At 65.9% G+C, this 17,185-nt stretch carries 11 protein-coding genes; 7 read left to right on the forward strand and 4 right to left on the reverse strand.

Annotated elements, in window-relative coordinates:
* Nucleotides 1–172: 172 nt before the first annotated feature.
* Complete coding sequence (locus tag SH584_RS06685) at nt 173–2,473, forward strand: CDC48 family AAA ATPase (protein ID WP_324805741.1); 2,301 nt, start codon at nt 173–175, stop codon at nt 2,471–2,473.
* Here SH584_RS06685 and SH584_RS06690 read toward each other — a convergent pair.
* Nucleotides 2,470–3,792 carry an MFS transporter gene (locus SH584_RS06690; protein ID WP_324805743.1) on the reverse strand — a complete coding sequence of 441 codons (1,323 nt, stop codon included), beginning with the start codon at nt 3,790–3,792 and terminating at the stop codon, nt 2,470–2,472. The genes SH584_RS06685 and SH584_RS06690 overlap by 4 nt on opposite strands.
* A gap of 108 nt (nt 3,793–3,900) precedes the next feature.
* On the opposite strand from SH584_RS06690, the gene SH584_RS06695 reads away from it, so the two are divergent.
* Complete coding sequence (locus tag SH584_RS06695; protein ID WP_324805745.1) at nt 3,901–4,536, forward strand: class I SAM-dependent methyltransferase; 636 nt, start codon at nt 3,901–3,903, stop codon at nt 4,534–4,536.
* Here the strand turns inward: SH584_RS06695 and SH584_RS06700 are convergent.
* Nucleotides 4,533–5,696, reverse strand: a complete 1,164-nt coding sequence (locus tag SH584_RS06700) for a phospholipase D-like domain-containing protein (protein ID WP_324805747.1) — start codon at nt 5,694–5,696, stop codon at nt 4,533–4,535. The two genes, SH584_RS06695 and SH584_RS06700, sit on opposite strands and share 4 nt — an antisense overlap.
* 134 nt (nt 5,697–5,830) lie before the next feature.
* Here SH584_RS06700 and rpoZ point away from each other — a divergent pair, with 134 nt between their 5' ends.
* Nucleotides 5,831–6,172: a DNA-directed RNA polymerase subunit omega gene (rpoZ, locus tag SH584_RS06705; RefSeq protein ID WP_322841961.1), complete on the forward strand. Its 342-nt coding sequence runs from the start codon at nt 5,831–5,833 to the stop codon at nt 6,170–6,172.
* Nucleotides 6,173–6,251: 79 nt separating this feature from the next.
* On the opposite strand, the gene SH584_RS06710 is transcribed toward rpoZ, so the two are convergent.
* Nucleotides 6,252–6,746 (reverse strand): winged helix-turn-helix transcriptional regulator, encoded by a 495-nt coding sequence (locus SH584_RS06710; RefSeq protein ID WP_416385115.1) that lies wholly within the window; start codon nt 6,744–6,746, stop codon nt 6,252–6,254.
* A gap of 114 nt (nt 6,747–6,860) precedes the next feature.
* On the opposite strand from SH584_RS06710, the gene SH584_RS06715 reads away from it, so the two are divergent.
* Nucleotides 6,861–7,184: a CC_3452 family protein gene (locus tag SH584_RS06715; protein ID WP_416385116.1), complete on the forward strand. Its 324-nt coding sequence runs from the start codon at nt 6,861–6,863 to the stop codon at nt 7,182–7,184.
* Nucleotides 7,185–7,308: 124 nt separating this feature from the next.
* The gene (locus SH584_RS06720) at nt 7,309–9,399 is read left to right on the forward strand and encodes a RelA/SpoT family protein (protein WP_324805750.1); all 2,091 of its coding nucleotides are present in this window, start codon (nt 7,309–7,311) and stop codon (nt 9,397–9,399) included.
* Here the strand turns inward: SH584_RS06720 and SH584_RS06725 are convergent.
* Nucleotides 9,396–11,690 carry an NADP-dependent malic enzyme gene (locus SH584_RS06725; protein WP_324805751.1) on the reverse strand — a complete coding sequence of 765 codons (2,295 nt, stop codon included), beginning with the start codon at nt 11,688–11,690 and terminating at the stop codon, nt 9,396–9,398. The two genes, SH584_RS06720 and SH584_RS06725, sit on opposite strands and share 4 nt — an antisense overlap.
* Nucleotides 11,691–11,791: 101 nt before the next feature.
* On the opposite strand from SH584_RS06725, the gene mutS reads away from it, so the two are divergent.
* Together mutS and SH584_RS06735 are read left to right on the forward strand one after the other, a co-directional pair.
* On the forward strand, nt 11,792–14,398 hold the full coding sequence (gene mutS, locus SH584_RS06730; protein WP_324805752.1) for a DNA mismatch repair protein MutS: 2,607 nt from the start codon (nt 11,792–11,794) through the stop codon (nt 14,396–14,398).
* Nucleotides 14,395–17,130 carry a [protein-PII] uridylyltransferase gene (locus SH584_RS06735; RefSeq protein WP_324805754.1) on the forward strand — a complete coding sequence of 912 codons (2,736 nt, stop codon included), beginning with the start codon at nt 14,395–14,397 and terminating at the stop codon, nt 17,128–17,130. Before mutS ends, SH584_RS06735 begins: the two co-directional genes overlap by 4 nt.
* Nucleotides 17,131–17,185: the final 55 nt, after the last annotated feature.

The raw sequence follows: 17,185 nt of genomic DNA on the forward strand, positions 1-17,185 counted from the left end.
AACACTCTTGCCTTTCGAGGCATCCTCTCCTGAATACCTTTTCGGCCGGGCGGCGACGCCCGGCCTTTTTTTTCGTCTCGTCCTACCCAGATTGAACCCGAAGCAGCCCGTTTCCGTTCGTGAAGGGCGCTACGGGGGCGCGAACAGCGCACAACGTGTGAGAGGATGAAGAATGGCGGATGCCGAGACCATGGTTCGACGCGTGCAGGTATCGAACCTGCCCCCGGCCGACAGCGGACGCGGAGTGGCGCGCCTTCCGGTCAAGTTGATGACCGAGTTGGGCTTGGCCGAGGGCGACGTGATCGAGATCATCGGCAAGCGGTCGACCGCGGCCCGCGCGATCGGGCCCTATGGCGACGACGCCGGGCTAGATATCGTTCGCCTGGACGGTCTCCAGCGGGCAAACGCCGGCGTCGGATCGGGCGACTATGTTGAGATCCACAAGGCGGTTTCCAAGCCCGCGACGCGAGTGGCCTTCGCCCCGACTCAGCCCAATGTCCGGCTTCAGGGTTCGACCGCGGCGCTTCAGCGCAGCTTCCAGGGGCGCCCGTTCACGCAAGGCGATACGGTCGCGACCGCGGGTCACCAGCGCGTTAATGCCGACATGCCCGAGCATATCCGCCAATTGCTCAATGCCCCCGCCTTCGCCCTTCAGGAGGTTCGCCTGACGGTCGTATCGACCACTCCGCGCGGGATCGTCCACATCGACGCCAATACGGTGGTCGAGCTACTCCCCGAAGCCCGCGGCGACGAGGGCGAGCGTCGTGCCGATGTGACCTACGACGACCTCGGCGGGCTCGGCCAGACGATCGATTCTTTGCGCGAAATGGTCGAATTGCCGCTTCGCCACCCCGAGCTGTTCCAGCGCCTCGGTGTCGATCCGCCCAAGGGCGTGCTGCTTCATGGCCCGCCCGGGACCGGCAAGACCCGCCTTGCCCGTGCGGTCGCGAATGAAAGCCAGGCGCGCTTCTTCCACATCGCCGGCCCCGAGATCATGGGTTCGGCCTATGGCGAGAGCGAGAAGAAGCTTCGCGAACTATTCGAAGAGGCCGCCAAGAGCGCGCCGTCGATCATCTTCATCGATGAAATCGACTCGATCGCGCCCAAGCGCGGCCAAGTCAGCGGAGAGGCCGAAAAGCGGCTGGTCGCGCAGTTGTTGACGCTGATGGATGGGATCGAACCGCGCCAGAACCTCGTCGTCATCGCCGCCACCAACCGGCCCGAGGCGATCGACGAAGCACTCCGCCGTCCCGGCCGCTTCGATCGCGAAATTATTGTCGGCGTGCCCGACGAGGCAGGACGTCGCGAGATTCTCGGCATTCATACTCGTGGCATGCCACTCGCCGATGGAGTCGACCTCGACGATCTGGCGCGGCGGACCTACGGCTTTGTCGGTGCCGACCTCGCCGCGCTGACGCGTGAAGCCGCGCTCGAAACGGTCCGCCGGATCCTGCCCAAGCTCAATCTCGAAGAGCAGACGATCCCGACCGAAGTGCTCGATTCGCTGTCGGTGCTCGACGCCGACTTCGACAATGCGTTGAAGCGCGTTCAGCCGTCGGCGATGCGCGAAGTGATGGTGCAGGTGCCGAACGTCAGCTGGGACGACATCGGCGGCCTCGACGCCGCGCGCGATCGGCTTCGCGAAGGTGTCGAGCTACCGCTCAAGCACCCCGACGCCTTCAAGCGGCTTGGCATCCGCCCGGCCAAGGGCTTCCTGCTCTATGGCCCGCCGGGCACCGGCAAGACGCTGCTCGCCAAGGCCACCGCCAAGGAGAGCCAGGCCAATTTCATCGCGATCAAGTCGTCCGACCTGCTGAGCAAATGGTATGGCGAGAGCGAGCAGCAGATCGCCCGCCTCTTCGCCCGCGCCCGCCAAGTTGCGCCGACGGTGATTTTCATCGACGAGCTCGACAGTCTCGTGCCCGCACGCGGCGGCGGCATGGGCGAGCCGCAGGTGACCGAGCGTGTCGTCAACACGATCCTCGCCGAAATGGACGGGCTGGAGGAGCTCAACAGCGTCGTCCTGATCGGCGCGACCAACCGCCCGAATCTGATCGATCCGGCGCTGCTTCGTCCGGGACGGCTCGATGAGCTGATCTATGTCGGCACTCCCGACGTCGCGGGTCGGCGGAGGATTCTCGCGATTCACGCCGAGGAGATGCCGCTTGCCGACGATGTCGATCTGGAGGCACTGGCGCGGCGGACCGACCGCTTCACCGGTGCCGACCTCGAGGACCTCACGCGCCGGGCGGGCCTGACCGCGCTTCGTCGTGCGCTCGACAGTCCGAAGGTGACGATGGCCGACTTTGAAGCCGCACTGCTCGAAACCCGCGCCTCGGTGACCGAGGAGATGGAGAACGACTATGCCAAAATCCAGGACACGCTGAAGTCCGACGCGGTGCGTCCGGTGGGCGGGATCGGCTTCGTGACCCCCGGCATGCTCCAGCCGCGCAATCCGGAAAAGGAGCGCTAGTCCGCGATCGGGGTGGGGACCGCCAGGCGGCTGCGTCCCCACACGATCAGCACCAGCAACAGCGCCGCGCTGACCGCGAACGGGAAATGCGGATCGAGCGCGTAGAGGGCCATGCCGATTCCGGGCGCCGCGACATAGGCGATGCCGTTGGCGGCGGTGACCACTCCCGCGACGCCGCCCTGCTGGTGAAGCGGGACGGCGAGGCTTGCGCCACCGGTGAAGCCCGGGCGGGTGAAGCCGAAGCCTAGGCTGGCGATGCCGAAGCCAAGCACGATCGCGTAGAGGCCCGTCGCCATCATCGTGATCAACGATCCCGCCGCCGCCACCGCCGCGCCCCACAGGATCATCGATCGGGGCGGGAGCCCGAGCTTGGGGATGAGGCCCCATTGCGCCGCCAAGGTTGCGGCGGCGCCCGCCATCATCACGATCGCGATCGACTGTTCCGCGCCGCGCGGTGCCAGGGCGAGCCGGTCGATGACGAAGAAGCCGATGCAGCTGGGCGTCGCCGCCTGCGCATGCCCTGCCATCACGCCGGCGACGATCCAGTTGCGAATGCGCGAATCGTGCCACTTCAGCAGCGGCACCTTGGGCGCGGTCGCGGCGATGACGCTGGCGCCCGTCGGCGAACTGGCGAGGGAGGGATAGCTCATCGCCGCGCCCTGCCCCGCCCGACGGCCATGGCGCGGCTTCTTGTCGTCCGGCAGCCCGACGGCGATCGCGGCAAAGACGATCAGGCCCACCGCCGCGAAGGCGAACAGCGGTCCCGACAGCCCGAGGAAGGGCAGGACGAACAGAGGCGCCAAGGCGGGGCCGACGATGGTGCCGAGGCCGAAGCTGCTGCTGAGTGACGACAGCGCAGTGACTCGTGCCGAACGGCGTGTGCGCGAAGCGAGGTACGCCTGGGTCGCGCTGGGCGTTGCGCAACCAAGCGAGCCGTACAAGGAGCGGCATAGCGCGAACAAGGCGAAGGTAATCCCGCCCGCCATCAATCCGCGAAGTCCGGCAAGCAGAACCAGTCCGCACAGCAGCATCGAGGCGATGAAGCCGCCGACGCCGAGCAAGGTGAGCGCCTTGCGGCCATGCGTGTCGCTCTTTCGCGCCCAATAGGGTGCAAGTGCGACCCACAGCACCGCCGACCAGGTGTAGGACAAGGTCACCCACAAATCGGACAGTCCGATCTCTCGGCCAATGGCGGGCATGACCGATTGCAAAGCGGTGTTCCCCGCCGCCGCGACGAGCATCGCGGCATAGAGAAGCATGAAGTGCCGGGAGGCCAGCGCGCTGCCCGCCACCCGCACGCGTGGGGAACCAAGCGCCATGGCGATCCTTTAAGCCGGTCGGGCCGAGTGCGAAAGCGCGCGGCACGCCTTGCCAAGCGTTCGCCGATTTGCGAACGCCTGCCGTCACTTTTTCGACCGGAGCCCGACTTGAACGCCTCTCGTGCCAGCCATCTGAAGAGCCAGCGTCGCCGTTCGTCAGGAACCGGTCGCGGCCGCCCCAATCCCCGGTGGCAGTTTCTCCGCGGCTTCATGAAGAACCCGGTGATGGTCGGATCGATCATCCCGTCGAGCCGCGCGCTGATCGACAAGATGCTGAAGCCCGTCGACTGGAAAGCGACGCGGCTGTTCGTCGAATATGGCCCGGGCGTTGGGACCTTCACCCGCCCGATCCTCGATCATTTGCCCGCCGATGCGAAGCTGATCGCGATCGACACCAACCCCGAATTCATCGACTATCTGAACGGAGACATCGACGACGATCGCTTCGTCGCGGTCCTCGGATCGGCGGCGGACGTCGAAAAAATCATCGCCGCGCATGGCTTCGACCACGCCGACTACATCCTGTCGGGCCTGCCCTTTTCGACGCTTCCCCCCGGCGTTGGCGACGCCATCGGCGCCGCGACCGGCCGCGCGATCCGCAATGGCGGCGCCTTCCTCGTCTATCAGTTCAGCCCCAAGGTTCGCGACTTCATCGCGCCGCATTTCGAGCGGATCGATCGCGGGTTCGAGTGGATCAACGTTCCGCCGGCGACCCTCTTCTGGGCTTACCGCGACCGCGCTTAAGTTCGGCGGAAGTTGAGGCGACGGGTCAGCGTATAATCGGCGCTGGTCACCAGGAAGAAGCTGATCGCTCGGACGATCCGGGTCAGGAACCCCGACCGCTGGCGGTGCAGCGCCGGCGTGATGCGCTCACTGTTCGCCTTCTCGCCCTCGAAATAGCCGCGCATCATCTTGGCGAAAGCGGCGTCGTCGACCCGAAGCATCATTTCAAGGTTGAGGTAGAGGCTGCGGATGTCGAAGTTCGACGAACCGATGTGGACGATGTTGTCGAGCACGACGAGCTTCGAGTGGAGCTTGGTGGGGCTATACTCGTAGACCTCCACGCCGCGCCGAAGCAGCCGCTTGTAGGTGTAGCGCGCCGCCGCGATCGTCGCATGGTTGTCGGACTTCGATGCCGTGATGATCCGAGCCTTGCCGCGCTGCCCGGCGAGCGAGATGCGGCGAAGCATCGCCCAAGTGGGCGCGAAGTAGGCGGCGATCATCGCCACGTCGCGCGCCGCGAGGAGATCGCGGCACGTGGCCAGCGCCCAAGGCGACATCCCGCGCGTCGGCCCTCCGTAGGTCCATTGCAGCTTTCCCTGCGTCTCGCTGAACCGATGGATGATCCGATTGAGCGCGCGGATCTTGCCGCCCTTGGCCGTCGCCCAAGCGAGCAACTCGTCATAATAGGGGCCAAGGCGACCCGCCGCCGGCCCCTCGACCAATAGCCCGAGGTCCCGCCACGCGCCGTCAGCGTCGGTCCCGAAATAGCTGTCCTCGATATTGAAGCCGCCGATGATCACGCGTTGGTCATCGGCCAGCGCCAATTTCTGGTGATTGCGGATCAGATATTTGCGCCCGAAGGTCGGGTGGAATTTGCAGAACAGCATGCCCTTTGCGGTAAGCGGCGTGAAATAGCCGTCGGGCGTGTTGCAGCCGAACCCATCGACCAGCAGCGCCACTTTGACCCCGCGATCGAGCGCCCGGCCCAAGGCGCGATGAACCGCTGCCCCGGATTCGTCGTCGGTGTAGATATAGTAGAGGAGCCGCAGCGCCTGCGTCGCGCCGTCGATCAGCGCGAGCAACTCGATCAACCGCTGCGGCCCGTCGGGAAGGAGCGTCAGTCGGTTGCCGTCGACGTCGAGCGAATGTTCGGAAGGAACGGGGGAAGCGTCTGCGGGCATTGCCCCCGTCTCTGAAGGTCCGCGCCAGCGCTGGCAAGACGGCGCGCGGGCCCGATTTCATTGACTTTGGCGACCCTGCCGCCTATCTCGCGCCTTTCCATCCTGCATGGGTATTTTTTCAAGCGGAGCGACCTATGGCGCGCGTCACAGTCGAAGATTGCGTCGACAAGATTCCCAACCGGTTCGACCTCGTCCTGATGGCCGCGCAGCGTGCGCGCCAGATTTCGGGCGGTGCCGACCTGACCATCGATCGCGATCGCGACAAGAATCCGGTCGTCGCGCTTCGTGAGATCGCCGAGACGACGGTTCGTCCCAAGCATCTTGAGGAAGCGATCGTTTCGAACCTGCAGAAGGTCCGCATCGACGAGGACGACGAGACCGACGAACTGGCATCGCTGAGCGAATCGGCCGAGGCGCTTCGTCTCACCGCCGCCGCTCCGCCGCGTCCGAGCCCGTCGGGCGGTGATTACGAGTGAAGCGTCGCGCCGTCATGCCCTAGGCATGACGCACGTACTCAAGAAAACAGGGCGGTCCGCGAGGGCCGCCCTTTTTCTTTCAGTCGGCGTGCTTGGCGGAGACCGTGTCGCGGTCGACCCATTTGAGGTCATGCAGGCCAAGCTCCCGCCCGTCGGCGGCTTGGACGCAAATCCGGCGGATCGGTTGACCGTCGCGCTGATCGGCCAGCGTGATAATCTGGCTGCTTTGACCCCATTGCTCGCCCCACTGGCGGAGCGCGAGCACGACGGGTAACAGCGCCTCGCCCTTAGGCGTCAGCGAATAAACGACTTTGCGGCGATCGACCGGGTCAGGTTGTCGCTCCAGAATGCCGCCCTCGACCATCTTCGCCAGCCGGTTCGACAAAATGTTGCGCGCAATCCCCAGGCCTGCCTGGAACTGTTCGAAATGCTGGAGGCCGTTAAGCGCCCCCCGAAGAATGAGGAAGGCCCATTTTTCGCCGATCAGTTCGATCGCGTGGGGAAGTGGGCAGCGGAGCGCCTCGGCGCGAAACCGCTCGATGTCAGGCTCAGCCGTCCCATTGGTTACGCTCAACGCAATACCTCTCCGATGCGAAGCGTGACACATTCCGAAACGAAATAACAGTTGCGAAGTGCAACGAGATTTGCGTAGTAAGTTTCATTGGAAAACTTTATCGGGTGACCCTTCATGAAGAGTTTCGCTCCCTTGCTCGTCATTGCCGCCTTGATGGCCTCGCCTGCTGTGGCCGGCAGCTACTCCGCGCGTCTCACGACGGCGCAGACGCAAGAAAAGATCATCGGCAAGAACATCAGCTGGAGCTGCGCCGCCGACCTGTGTCGCGGTGCCTCCGAAGCCAGCCGGCCGGTGGTCCTTTGTCAGGATCTGGCGAAGCGCGCAGGCGCGGTGGTCAGCTTCCAGAGCGACGGTCGTCCGCTCAGCACCGAAGAGTTGGCCAAGTGCAACACTGCGGCCAAACCCGTCGCGGCGCCCGCCCTGGCGACCGCACAGTAACTCCCCCGGCTGCGACCCCGCACGACCGCAGCCGACTTAAGGCCGGGCAAGACCTTCACGGTTTCGTCCGGCCTTTTTTCATGTGCACTTGCGAAGAAGCCCCCGCATCCCGCACTATGCCCCCGTGCTGAGACAATATGAATTGATCGAACGGGTTCGCGCGTACGACCCCGATGCCGACGAGGCACTGATCAACCGCGCCTATGTCTTCTCGATGAAAGCGCATGGCGCGCAGGTCCGCGCGTCCGGCGATCCGTACTTCAGTCACCCGATCGAGGTCGCCGGGATCCTGACCGATCTCAAGCTCGACGACGAGACGATCGTCACCGCGATCCTGCACGACACGATCGAAGATACGGTCGCGACGCCCGAGCAGATCGAAAAACTGTTCGGTGCCAACGTCGCTCGGCTGGTCGACGGCGTGACCAAGCTCAGCAAGATCGAGGCGCAATCGGAGAACGAACGCGCCGCCGAGAATCTCCGCAAGTTCCTCCTGGCACTGTCCGACGACATTCGCGTCCTGTTGGTGAAGCTGGCCGACCGGCTGCACAACATGCGCACGCTTCATCACATCAAGTCAGAGGACAAACGGCGGCGCATCGCCAAAGAGACGATGGATATCTATGCGCCGCTCGCCGAGCGGATCGGCATGTACGAGATCATGAACGAGATGCAGGGGCTCGCTTTCCGCCAGCTGGAGCCCGACGCGTTCGCCTCGATCACGCGGCGGCTCGAACAGCTGCACGAGGCCGGCGGCGATCTCGTCAGCCGTATCGGCCTGGGCCTTCAGCTTCACCTAGCGGACAATGGCCTCGACGCCGAAGTGACCGGGCGCGAAAAGCATCCCTATTCGATCTGGAAGAAGATGGCCGAGCGGCACATCAGCTTCGAGCAATTGTCCGACGTGATGGCGTTTCGGGTAATCGTCGACAGCACCGACGACTGCTATCGCGCGCTCGGCTTGATTCATCAGCGCTGGCCGATGGTTCCGGGCCGCTACAAGGATTATATCTCGACGCCGAAGCGCAACGGCTACCGCTCGCTTCACACCTCGGTGATCCACGACAGCAAGACCCGCATCGAAATCCAGATTCGCGACAAGGAAATGCACGCGCAGGCCGAGCGCGGTCTTGCGGCACACTGGGCGTACAAGGAGCGCCGCTCCGCCGACGAAGTGAAGGTGCCCTGGATCTCGGACCTGGTCGAGATCCTCGATCATGCCGCCAGCCCCGAAGAGCTGCTCGAGCATACGCGGATGGCGATGTACCAGGATCGCATCTTCGCCTTCACGCCGAAGGGCGAGCTGATCCAGTTGCCCAAGGGTGCGACGCCGATCGATTTCGCCTATGCGGTCCATACCGACCTTGGTGACCAGAGCGTCGGGGCCAAGGTCAACGGCCGCGTTGTCCCCCTTCGCACTATCTTGGACAATGGCGACCAGGTCGAAATCCTCGCCAGCCAGGCACAGCATCCGCAACCGTCGTGGTTGCGCTTTGTCGTCACCGGCAAGGCACGCGCAGGCATCCGCCGCTTCGTCCGCCACAAGGAACGCGACGAGACGATCGAGCTTGGCAGCAAGATCTACGAGGAGATCGTCGAGCGCCTCCCCGCGCCGCTGTCGGCCGACGCGCTGAAGCGCGCGCTCAAGACCCTGAAGGTCGAGGATCGCGATTCGCTCATGATCCGCATTGCGCGGCGCTCGGTCAGTGACGTCGAGTTGATGGAAGCGCTGATGCCCGGCTCGGCCGGGGGCGACGTCGCACCGCGGCCGCTGGGGCAACGCACCGCCATTTCAATCAAGGGGCTGACGCCGGGCGTCGCCTACGACCTAGCCACCTGTTGCCACCCGATCCCGGGCGATCGGATCGTCGGCCTCCGCCGCGAGGACGAGGGCATCGAGGTCCACGTCATTGGTTGCGACAAGCTTGCCTCAGGGGTGGATGCAGACTGGCTCGACCTCGCCTGGGGCGACGGCTCGGACGGCGGCACCGCCAAGTTGTCGATCATCCTTCGCGACGTCGCGGGCGCGCTTGGCGAGATGGCGGGAATCATGGGCGCCAAGGGGGCGAACATCGTCAACCTCGGCCTCGCCCACCGCGACGGCAGTTTCCACACCTTCCACGTCGACGCCGAGGTTCACGACCTCGCCCACCTGCACAGCCTCATCGCCGCCTTGCGAGCAGCGGGCGGCGTCAGCCAGGTCGAGCGAATCTAGGCCTTCGAGCCGCGCTTTGGCGGCTTGCGGATCGAATCCGCGCCGCCCGCCGCCAGCACCGCCAGCGTGACGAGGTCCGACGAGCTTGCCGTCATCGGCGCGATCTGGACCGGCAGCGCCATGCCCATGAGGTACGGCCCAAGCACATATTCGCCGCCGAGCGCCCGAAGCAGCTTGGCGGAGATATTGGCCGACTGCAGCCCAGGCATGATCAGGATATTCGCTGGCCCCGTCAGGCGGCTGAACGAATAATATTTGCGCTGCATCTCGTAACTGAGCGCGACGTCCGGACCCATTTCGCCTTCATATTCGAAATCGGTCTGGAGCGAATCGAGCAGCTTCACCGCGTCGCGAAGCTCGGCGATGTGGCGTCCGGGTGGATTGCCGAAGGTCGTGTAGCTGATGAACGCCACGCGCGGCTCGCTGCCCATGCGGCGCGCGAATGCCGCCGACCGGATCGCGATCGCCGCCAGTTGCTCGGCGGTCGGGCGTTCGGTCACGGCGGTGTCGGCGATCAGCACCGTCTGCCCGCGCGAAGCGACAATGTTGATCCCGAACGGGGTTGCGCCAACCTCGTCGTCGATGACGGTGCGAACCTGGCGCAGCGACTGGCTGAACGGCCGCGTCGTGCCGGTGATCATCGCGTCACCCTCACCCATCGCCAGCATTGCGGCGGCAAAGGTGTTGCGGTCCTGGTTGATCATCCGCTCGACCTCGCGGCGGAGCATCCCGCTACGCTGGAGCTTGGCATAGAGATAATCGACCGCGCGCCCGACCAGCGGCGAATTGCGGCTGTTGAGGACCTCATAGCTTTCCGGATTGTCGGCGCCATGCTCGGCCAGCAGCTCAGGGACGTTGTCGCGGCCGATCAGCACCGGCGTGCCGTACCCGCCCTGCTTGAACGCGATCGCGGCGCGCAGCACGTTGGGCTCTTCGCCTTCCGCGAAGATGACCCGCTTCGGGTTCGACCGGGCGCCTTCATAGGCAAGGCTGAGCACCGACGCGGTCGGGTTGAGCCGCGCACGAAGCTGGTGGCGATAGGCGCGCATGTCGCGAATCGGCTTTTGCGCGACTCCGCTGTCCATTGCTGCCTGCGCGACGGCGGCCGGAATTTCCTCGATCAGGCGCGGATCGAACGGGGCGGGGATAATGTAGTCCGGCCCGAAATGGTGGTGCGTTCCGCCATAGGCCGCTGCCACTTCCTCGGGCACCGCTTCCCTCGCCAGCTGCGCCAAGGCATTGGCGGCGGCGATCTTCATTTCCTCATTGATTCCGGTCGCGCGAACGTCGAGCGCGCCGCGGAAGATGAACGGGAAGCCGAGAACGTTGTTGACCTGGTTGGGATAGTCCGAACGGCCGGTCGCGACGATCGCGTCGGGCCGTGCGGCCTTGGCTTCGGGCGGCGTGATTTCGGGGTCGGGATTCGCCATCGCGAAGATGATCGGGCTGGGCGCCATGCCCACGACCATCTCCGCCTTGAGCGCGCCCGCCGCCGACAGGCCGAGGAACACGTCCGCGCCGACCAGCGCTTCGCCAAGCGTGCGCGCGTTGGTGTCGACGGCATGCGCCGACTTGAACTGGTCAAGGTCGGTTCGACCCTTGTAGATCGGACCCTTGCGGTCGCACATGATGACGTGATCGGACTTCACGCCCATCGCCTTGATCAACTCGGTGCAGGCGATCGCCGCCGCGCCCGCGCCATTGACGACCACGCGGATGGTTTCGAACTTGCGGTCGGTAAGGTGGCAGGCATTGATCAGGCCGGCCGCGGTGATGATCGCGGTTCCATGCTGGTCGTCGTGGAAGACCGGAATGTTCATCCGCTCTTTCAGCGCCGCTTCGATCACGAAGCAGTCGGGCGCGGCAATATCTTCCAGATTGATCCCGCCGAAGCTGGGTCCCATCAGCGCGACCGCGTCGATGAACTTCTGGGGATCTTCGGTATCGAGCTCGAGATCGATCGAATCGACGTCGGCGAAGCGTTTGAACAGCACCGCCTTGCCTTCCATCACCGGCTTCGACGCCAGCGCGCCGAGGTTGCCGAGGCCGAGGATGGCGGTTCCGTTGGAAATCACCGCGACGAGGTTGCCCTTGGCGGTGAGGTCATAAGCGAGGCTGGGATCGCGCGCGATCTCTTCAACCGGGACGGCAACGCCGGGCGAGTAGGCAAGGCTGAGGTCACGCTGCGTCGCCATCGGCTTGGACGCGATAATTTCGATCTTCCCGGGCCGGCCGCGGCTGTGGAAGTCGAGCGCTTCGGCGCGCGTGAACTTGACGTTGCTCTCGCTCATTCGTCTCTCCTGGTGCGCGGCAGGCTTTAGACAAGTATGTCCGCGCAAGTCACCCCTTGAGGCTCTCCCCATCGCGCAGGCGGGCTGTTACACCCCCGCCGATGGCCCGCGACGAAGCTCCTCCCTCCAAGACCACTCCGATGATGGAGCAGTATCACCGCCTCAAGGCCGAGGCGGGCGATGCAATGCTCTTCTATCGGATGGGCGACTTTTTCGAGCTGTTCTTCGACGATGCGAAAGCGGCGGCGGCGACGCTCGACATCGCGCTGACCGCGCGCGGCGCCGACGGCGGGTCGCCGATCCCGATGTGCGGCGTGCCGGTCCATTCCGCCGAAAGCTATCTTGCTCGCTTGATCCGCGCCGGGCATCGCGTCGCGATTGCCGAACAGATCGAGAGCCCCGCCGAGGCGCGCCGCGCGCGCGGGTCGAAGGCGTTGGTCGAGCGCGCGATCGTTCGCCTGGTCACGCCGGGAACGCTGACCGAGGAAACGCTACTCGAATCGGGTGCCGCCAACTGGCTTGCCGCGGTGGCGCGCGTCGGCGACGACTGGGCGATCGCCGCCGCGGACATTTCGACCGGCCGGTTCGAACTCGTCGCCTGCGGTCCGGGCGAGATGAAGTCCGAACTCGCGCGGCTTTCGCCGGCGGAAACGATCGCCGACGCCAAGGTGCCGGGAATTGCGACCGTCGCCGGAAAGGGCGGCTTTGACAGCGCGGGCGGCGAGCGATCACTGAGGTCGCGTTTCGCTGTCTCGACTCTCGACGGGTTTGGAAACCCGAGCCGCGCCGAACTCGCCGCGGCGGGCGGGCTGTTGACCTACCTCGACGCGACCCAGAAAGGCGCAACCGCCTTCCTCGCCGCGCCGCGCCGGATCGCGCGGTCGGGTCATGTCGCGATCGACCCGGCCACCCGCGACAGCCTTGAAATCTGCCGGACTCAGACCGGGACCCATGCGGGAAGCCTGCTTGCCTGCATCGATCGCTGCGTCACCGCGCCGGGCCGGCGGCTGCTTGCAGCGGACCTGTCGGCTCCGCTGACCGACATCGGCGCGATCCAGCAGCGGCTGGCGCTGGTTCACTGGTTCCATGGCGAACCGCTTCGGCGCGCGCGCGTCCGGGCGTCGTTGAAGGCGATGTCGGACATCGGCCGAGCGCTCGGGCGATTGGTGGCGGGACGCGGCAGCCCGCGCGATCTCGCCCAGCTACGCGACGGCCTGATCGCCGCAGCGTCCCTTCGCGACGACCTGTCGGGGGAATCCGAGACCCCTGACCTGCTCGCCCACCTGCTACCCTCGCTTGGCGGCCATGCTGCGCTCACGGACAAGCTTTCCGCCGCCCTGATCGCGTCGCCGCCGCTCGACGCGGCGAAGGGCGGATATATTGCCGAAGGTTATGACGCCGCGCTCGATGCGCTGCGGTCGGCGTCGAGCGACGGGCGCCGCGCTATCGCCGCCCTTGAGGCGCGCTATCGCGAGGCGACGGGGGTCGCGGCGCTCAAGATCCGGCATAACTCTGTGCTTGGCTATCATATCGAGGTATCGGCGAAGTACGCAGACGGGCTGATGGCGCCGGAGTCGGGCTTCACGCATCGTCAGACGCTGGCTGGCGTCGTGCGCTTCAATTCGCCCGATCTCCATGCAGAGGCCAGCCGCGTCGTTGAAGCCGGCGCTCACGCGCTCGCCGCCGAGGCGGCGCATTTCCAAGATTTGTCCGCGATCGCCGTGGCCGCCTCGGCCAAGATCGCCGCCACCGCCGACGCCATCGCGCGGATCGATGTCGCGGCCGCCAACGCCGAGCGCGCGGCGGAAAGCCAATGGTGCCTGCCGACCCTGACCGAGCAGCCCTGTCTCGAGCTAGACTCGGCGCGACATCCGGTCGTCGAGGAAGCACTGGCGAAAGCCGGCGAGCCGTTCGTCGCCAACGATGTCGCGCTGGGCGCCACCGATCGCCTTTGGCTGCTGACCGGCCCCAATATGGGCGGCAAGTCGACCTTCCTTCGCCAAGTCGCGATTGCCGCGCTGTTGGCGCAGGCGGGATGCTTCGTTCCCGCCGCCCGCGCCCGCATTGGCATCGTCGACCGCCTATTCAGCCGCGTCGGCGCCGCCGACAATCTGGCGCGGGGACGATCGACCTTCATGGTCGAAATGGTCGAAACCGCCGCGATCCTGGCGCAAGCGACCCCGCGCAGCCTCGTCATTCTCGACGAGATCGGGCGCGGCACCTCGACCTACGATGGCCTCGCGATCGCCTGGGCAGTCGTCGAAGCGATGCATGACGATGTTCGTGCCCGAACGCTGTTCGCGACGCACTATCACGAACTCACACGCCTCGCCGACCGGCTCGACTGTATGTCGCTGCACCATGTCCGCGCCTGCGAATGGAAGGGCGATCTCGTTCTCCTGCACGAAGTCGCCGCCGGCCCCGCCGATCGAAGCTATGGCATTGCCGTCGCCAAACTCGCGGGCGTCCCGCCTGCGGTCCTGTCGCGGGCCAAGGCCGTGCTCGCGAAGCTGGAGGCGGGGCGTGATGCAACCGGGGGCATCGCCGCCGGACTCGACGATCTGCCACTGTTTGCGGCGATGGCTGCCGAGCCCGAATCACCCACCGATCCGCTCGCGGACGCGCTCGCGGCGATCGAGCCGGACCGCCTGTCGCCGCGCGAGGCACTCGAAGCGCTTTACGCGCTGAAGGCGATCGCGACCCCATGATCCACCAGCCGCCCCGGTTCGAACTGATCGTCGACCGGCGCGCGATCATCGACCGGCGAGCCGTGGCCGACCGCCTCGCAGGACTTCCCGATGAGGCTCTGCGCGAGGCGGCGGGAGCCATCTTGCTCGACGTCCTCGATCAGGGTCGCGCCGAGATCGCGAAGCGCCTGACTGCCGAACCGGGACGTGGCCGCGTCATCGCCGCCAGCTATGCCTTCCTGTCCGACCAGCTGGTGCGCTTGGTCTACGACCTCGTGACGCAGCGTATCTATCCCAATCACAATCCATCAACGGCCGAACGGATCGCCGTCGTCGGGCTCGGCGGGACCGGGCGCGGCGAAATGGCGCCATTCAGCGACCTCGACCTGATGTTCGTCATTCCCGATCGCAAGGTCGCCTGGTGCGAGCAGGTCGTAGAGGCGATCCTCTACCTGCTGTGGGACCTGAAGCTGAAGGTCGGCCATTCGGTCCGCACCCCTGCCGAAGTGGTCGCCGCGACCCGTGCCGATGTAACGGTGCGAACGGCGATGCTCGAGGCGCGCTGGCTGTGGGGCGACGAAGCCCTTCACGACGAAGCGGTGCGCCGCTTTCGTGCGGAGGTCGTCGCGGGCTCCGGCCGTGAATTCGTGGCCGCGAAGCTTGCCGAGCGTGACGAGCGGCACCGGCGAATGGGTGACAGCCGCTACGTCGTCGAACCCAACGTCAAGGACGGCAAGGGCGGGCTTCGCGACCTCCACACGCTCTACTGGATCGGACAATATATCTTCGGTGTGACGCGCCCGTCGGAACTGGTCGACAAGGGATTGTTCACCGCCACCGAGTTCCGCCGCTTCGAGCGCGCCGAGCGGTTCCTTTGGTCGGTGCGCGATCATTTGCACCTTGCTGCCGGACGAGCCGAAGAGCGACTCGGCTTCGACATGCAGCGCCAGATCGCGGCCGCGATGCGCTATTCCGACCGGCCCGGAAAATCGGCGGTAGAGCGGTTCATGCAATTCTACTTCCTCAACGCGAAGACCGTGGGAGATCTTACCGGCCTGTTCCTGTCGGGCCTCGACGAGCAGATGGCCGAGCGTGGCCGGCGCTTCGCTCTCCCGACCATCCGCCGCCGACCGCGCAGGCTCGACGGGTTCAGCCTCGATCGCGGTCGCCTCTCGATTCCAAACGAGAAGTTCCTCACCGAGCGTCCGGTGCGTTTGCTGGAAATGTTTGCGCTCGCCGCACGCGAAGGCTTGGAGATTCATCCGACCGCGATGCGCGCCGCAGCCCGCGATGCGCGGCAGGTCGACCAGGTCCGCGACGACCGACAAGCCAACGACTATTTCATCGAAGTGCTCACAGCGCGGAAGGATCCCGATCTCGTCCTTCGCTGGATGAACGAGGCGGGCATTCTTGGCCGTTTCGTGCCCGACTTCGGCAAGGTCGTCGCGCAGATGCAGTTCGACATGTATCACCACTACACCGTCGACGAGCACAGCATTCGCGCGATCGGGCTGCTGTCGCGGATCGAGCGGGGCGAGTTGGCCGACGATCACCCGCTGTCGACGGCGCTGTTCGGGCAGATATCCTCGCGCCGCCTGCTCTACGTCGCCGTCCTGCTCCACGACATCGCTAAGGGCCGTGGCGGCGACCATAGCGAACTGGGGGCCGAGGTCGCGGCGGAGTTGGGCCCGCGGTTCGGGCTCGACGAGGCGGAGACCGAGACCGTCGTCTGGCTGGTGCGCCATCACCTCCTGCTGTCCAATACCGCCTTCCGACGCGATCTGGCCGACCCGAAAACGGTCGAGGACTTCGTCGCCAAGGTGCAAAGCCCCGAGCGCCTGCGGCTGCTCCTGATCCTGACCGTGGTCGACATTCGGGCGGTGGGACCGGGAACGTGGACCGACTGGAAGCGCCTGCTACTCCGCACCTTGTTCGACGCGGCCGAGGAACGGCTCCGACTTGGTCACAAGCAGCGCGGCCGCGCCGATCAGGTCAGCGTCCGGCAGGAAGCGCTCGCCGAGACGCTCGGCTGGTCGCCGGCCGCGCTGCGCGCCCACGCCCGCCGCCTGCCCGACAGCTATTGGCTCGCCGAACCGATCGAGTGGCAGGCGGATAATGCTCGGCAGGTCGCCTTGGCCGAGTCGCGAATCGGTCCCCTCGCGCCCTCGGTCGTCGCCGAGCCCGACGCCGGATCGGGCGCCACGCGGATTTCCGTGTTCGCGCCCGATCGGCCGGGTCTTTTCTACCGCCTCGCCGCCGCGCTGAGCGGGGCTGGCGCCAGCATCGTCGATGCGCGGATCCACACCACCCGCGACGGCCTGGCGCTCGACAATCTGCTGGTTAACGACGCCCGCGGGCGTGCCTATGAGGAAGCGAAACCGCGACGACGGCTGGTGAAGGCCGTCGTCGCCGCGCTTGCCGCACCCGACGAGCCACCGCTTCCCGACATCGAGACCCTGCCGAGCCGCGAGGAAGCCTTTCGCGTCGCGCCGCGCGTGCTGGTCCAGGACAAGGCGTCGAGCCGGACCACGGTGGTAGAAGTCAACGCACGCGACCGGCCCGGCATTCTCGCCCGGCTGGCGCACGTGATCCACACATCGGGTCATTACCTGCACAGCGCGCACATCGCGACCTATGGCGAGCGCGCGGTCGACGTCTTCTACCTGACGTCCGCGTCAGGAAAGAAGCTGACGGCGACGGAAGCCGCCGCTCTTCGCGATGCGCTTCTCGCCACGCTGAAAAGCCAGCACTGATCCCAAAAGAGAAGGGCCCCGCCGTTCCCGGCGAGGCCCCCCTTCATTCACGTTC

Source organism: Sphingomonas sp. LY29, assembly GCF_035593985.1.
Classification (GTDB): Bacteria; Pseudomonadota; Alphaproteobacteria; order Sphingomonadales; family Sphingomonadaceae; genus Sphingomicrobium.

Bases quoted from the DNA above. Each gene is read 5' to 3' on its own strand.
- SH584_RS06715 (WP_416385116.1), top strand. From the start codon at position 6,861: ATGAAGAGTTTCGCTCCCTTGCTCGTCATTGCCGCCTTGATGGCCTCG.
- SH584_RS06700 (WP_324805747.1), bottom strand. From the start codon at position 5,696: ATGCCCGCAGACGCTTCCCCCGTTCCTTCCGAACATTCGCTCGACGTC.
- SH584_RS06735 (WP_324805754.1), top strand. From the start codon at position 14,395: ATGATCCACCAGCCGCCCCGGTTCGAACTGATCGTCGACCGGCGCGCG.
- SH584_RS06725 (WP_324805751.1), bottom strand. From the start codon at position 11,690: ATGAGCGAGAGCAACGTCAAGTTCACGCGCGCCGAAGCGCTCGACTTC.
- rpoZ (WP_322841961.1), top strand. From the start codon at position 5,831: ATGGCGCGCGTCACAGTCGAAGATTGCGTCGACAAGATTCCCAACCGG.
- mutS (WP_324805752.1), top strand. From the start codon at position 11,792: ATGGCCCGCGACGAAGCTCCTCCCTCCAAGACCACTCCGATGATGGAG.
- SH584_RS06685 (WP_324805741.1), top strand. From the start codon at position 173: ATGGCGGATGCCGAGACCATGGTTCGACGCGTGCAGGTATCGAACCTG.
- SH584_RS06690 (WP_324805743.1), bottom strand. From the start codon at position 3,792: ATGGCGCTTGGTTCCCCACGCGTGCGGGTGGCGGGCAGCGCGCTGGCC.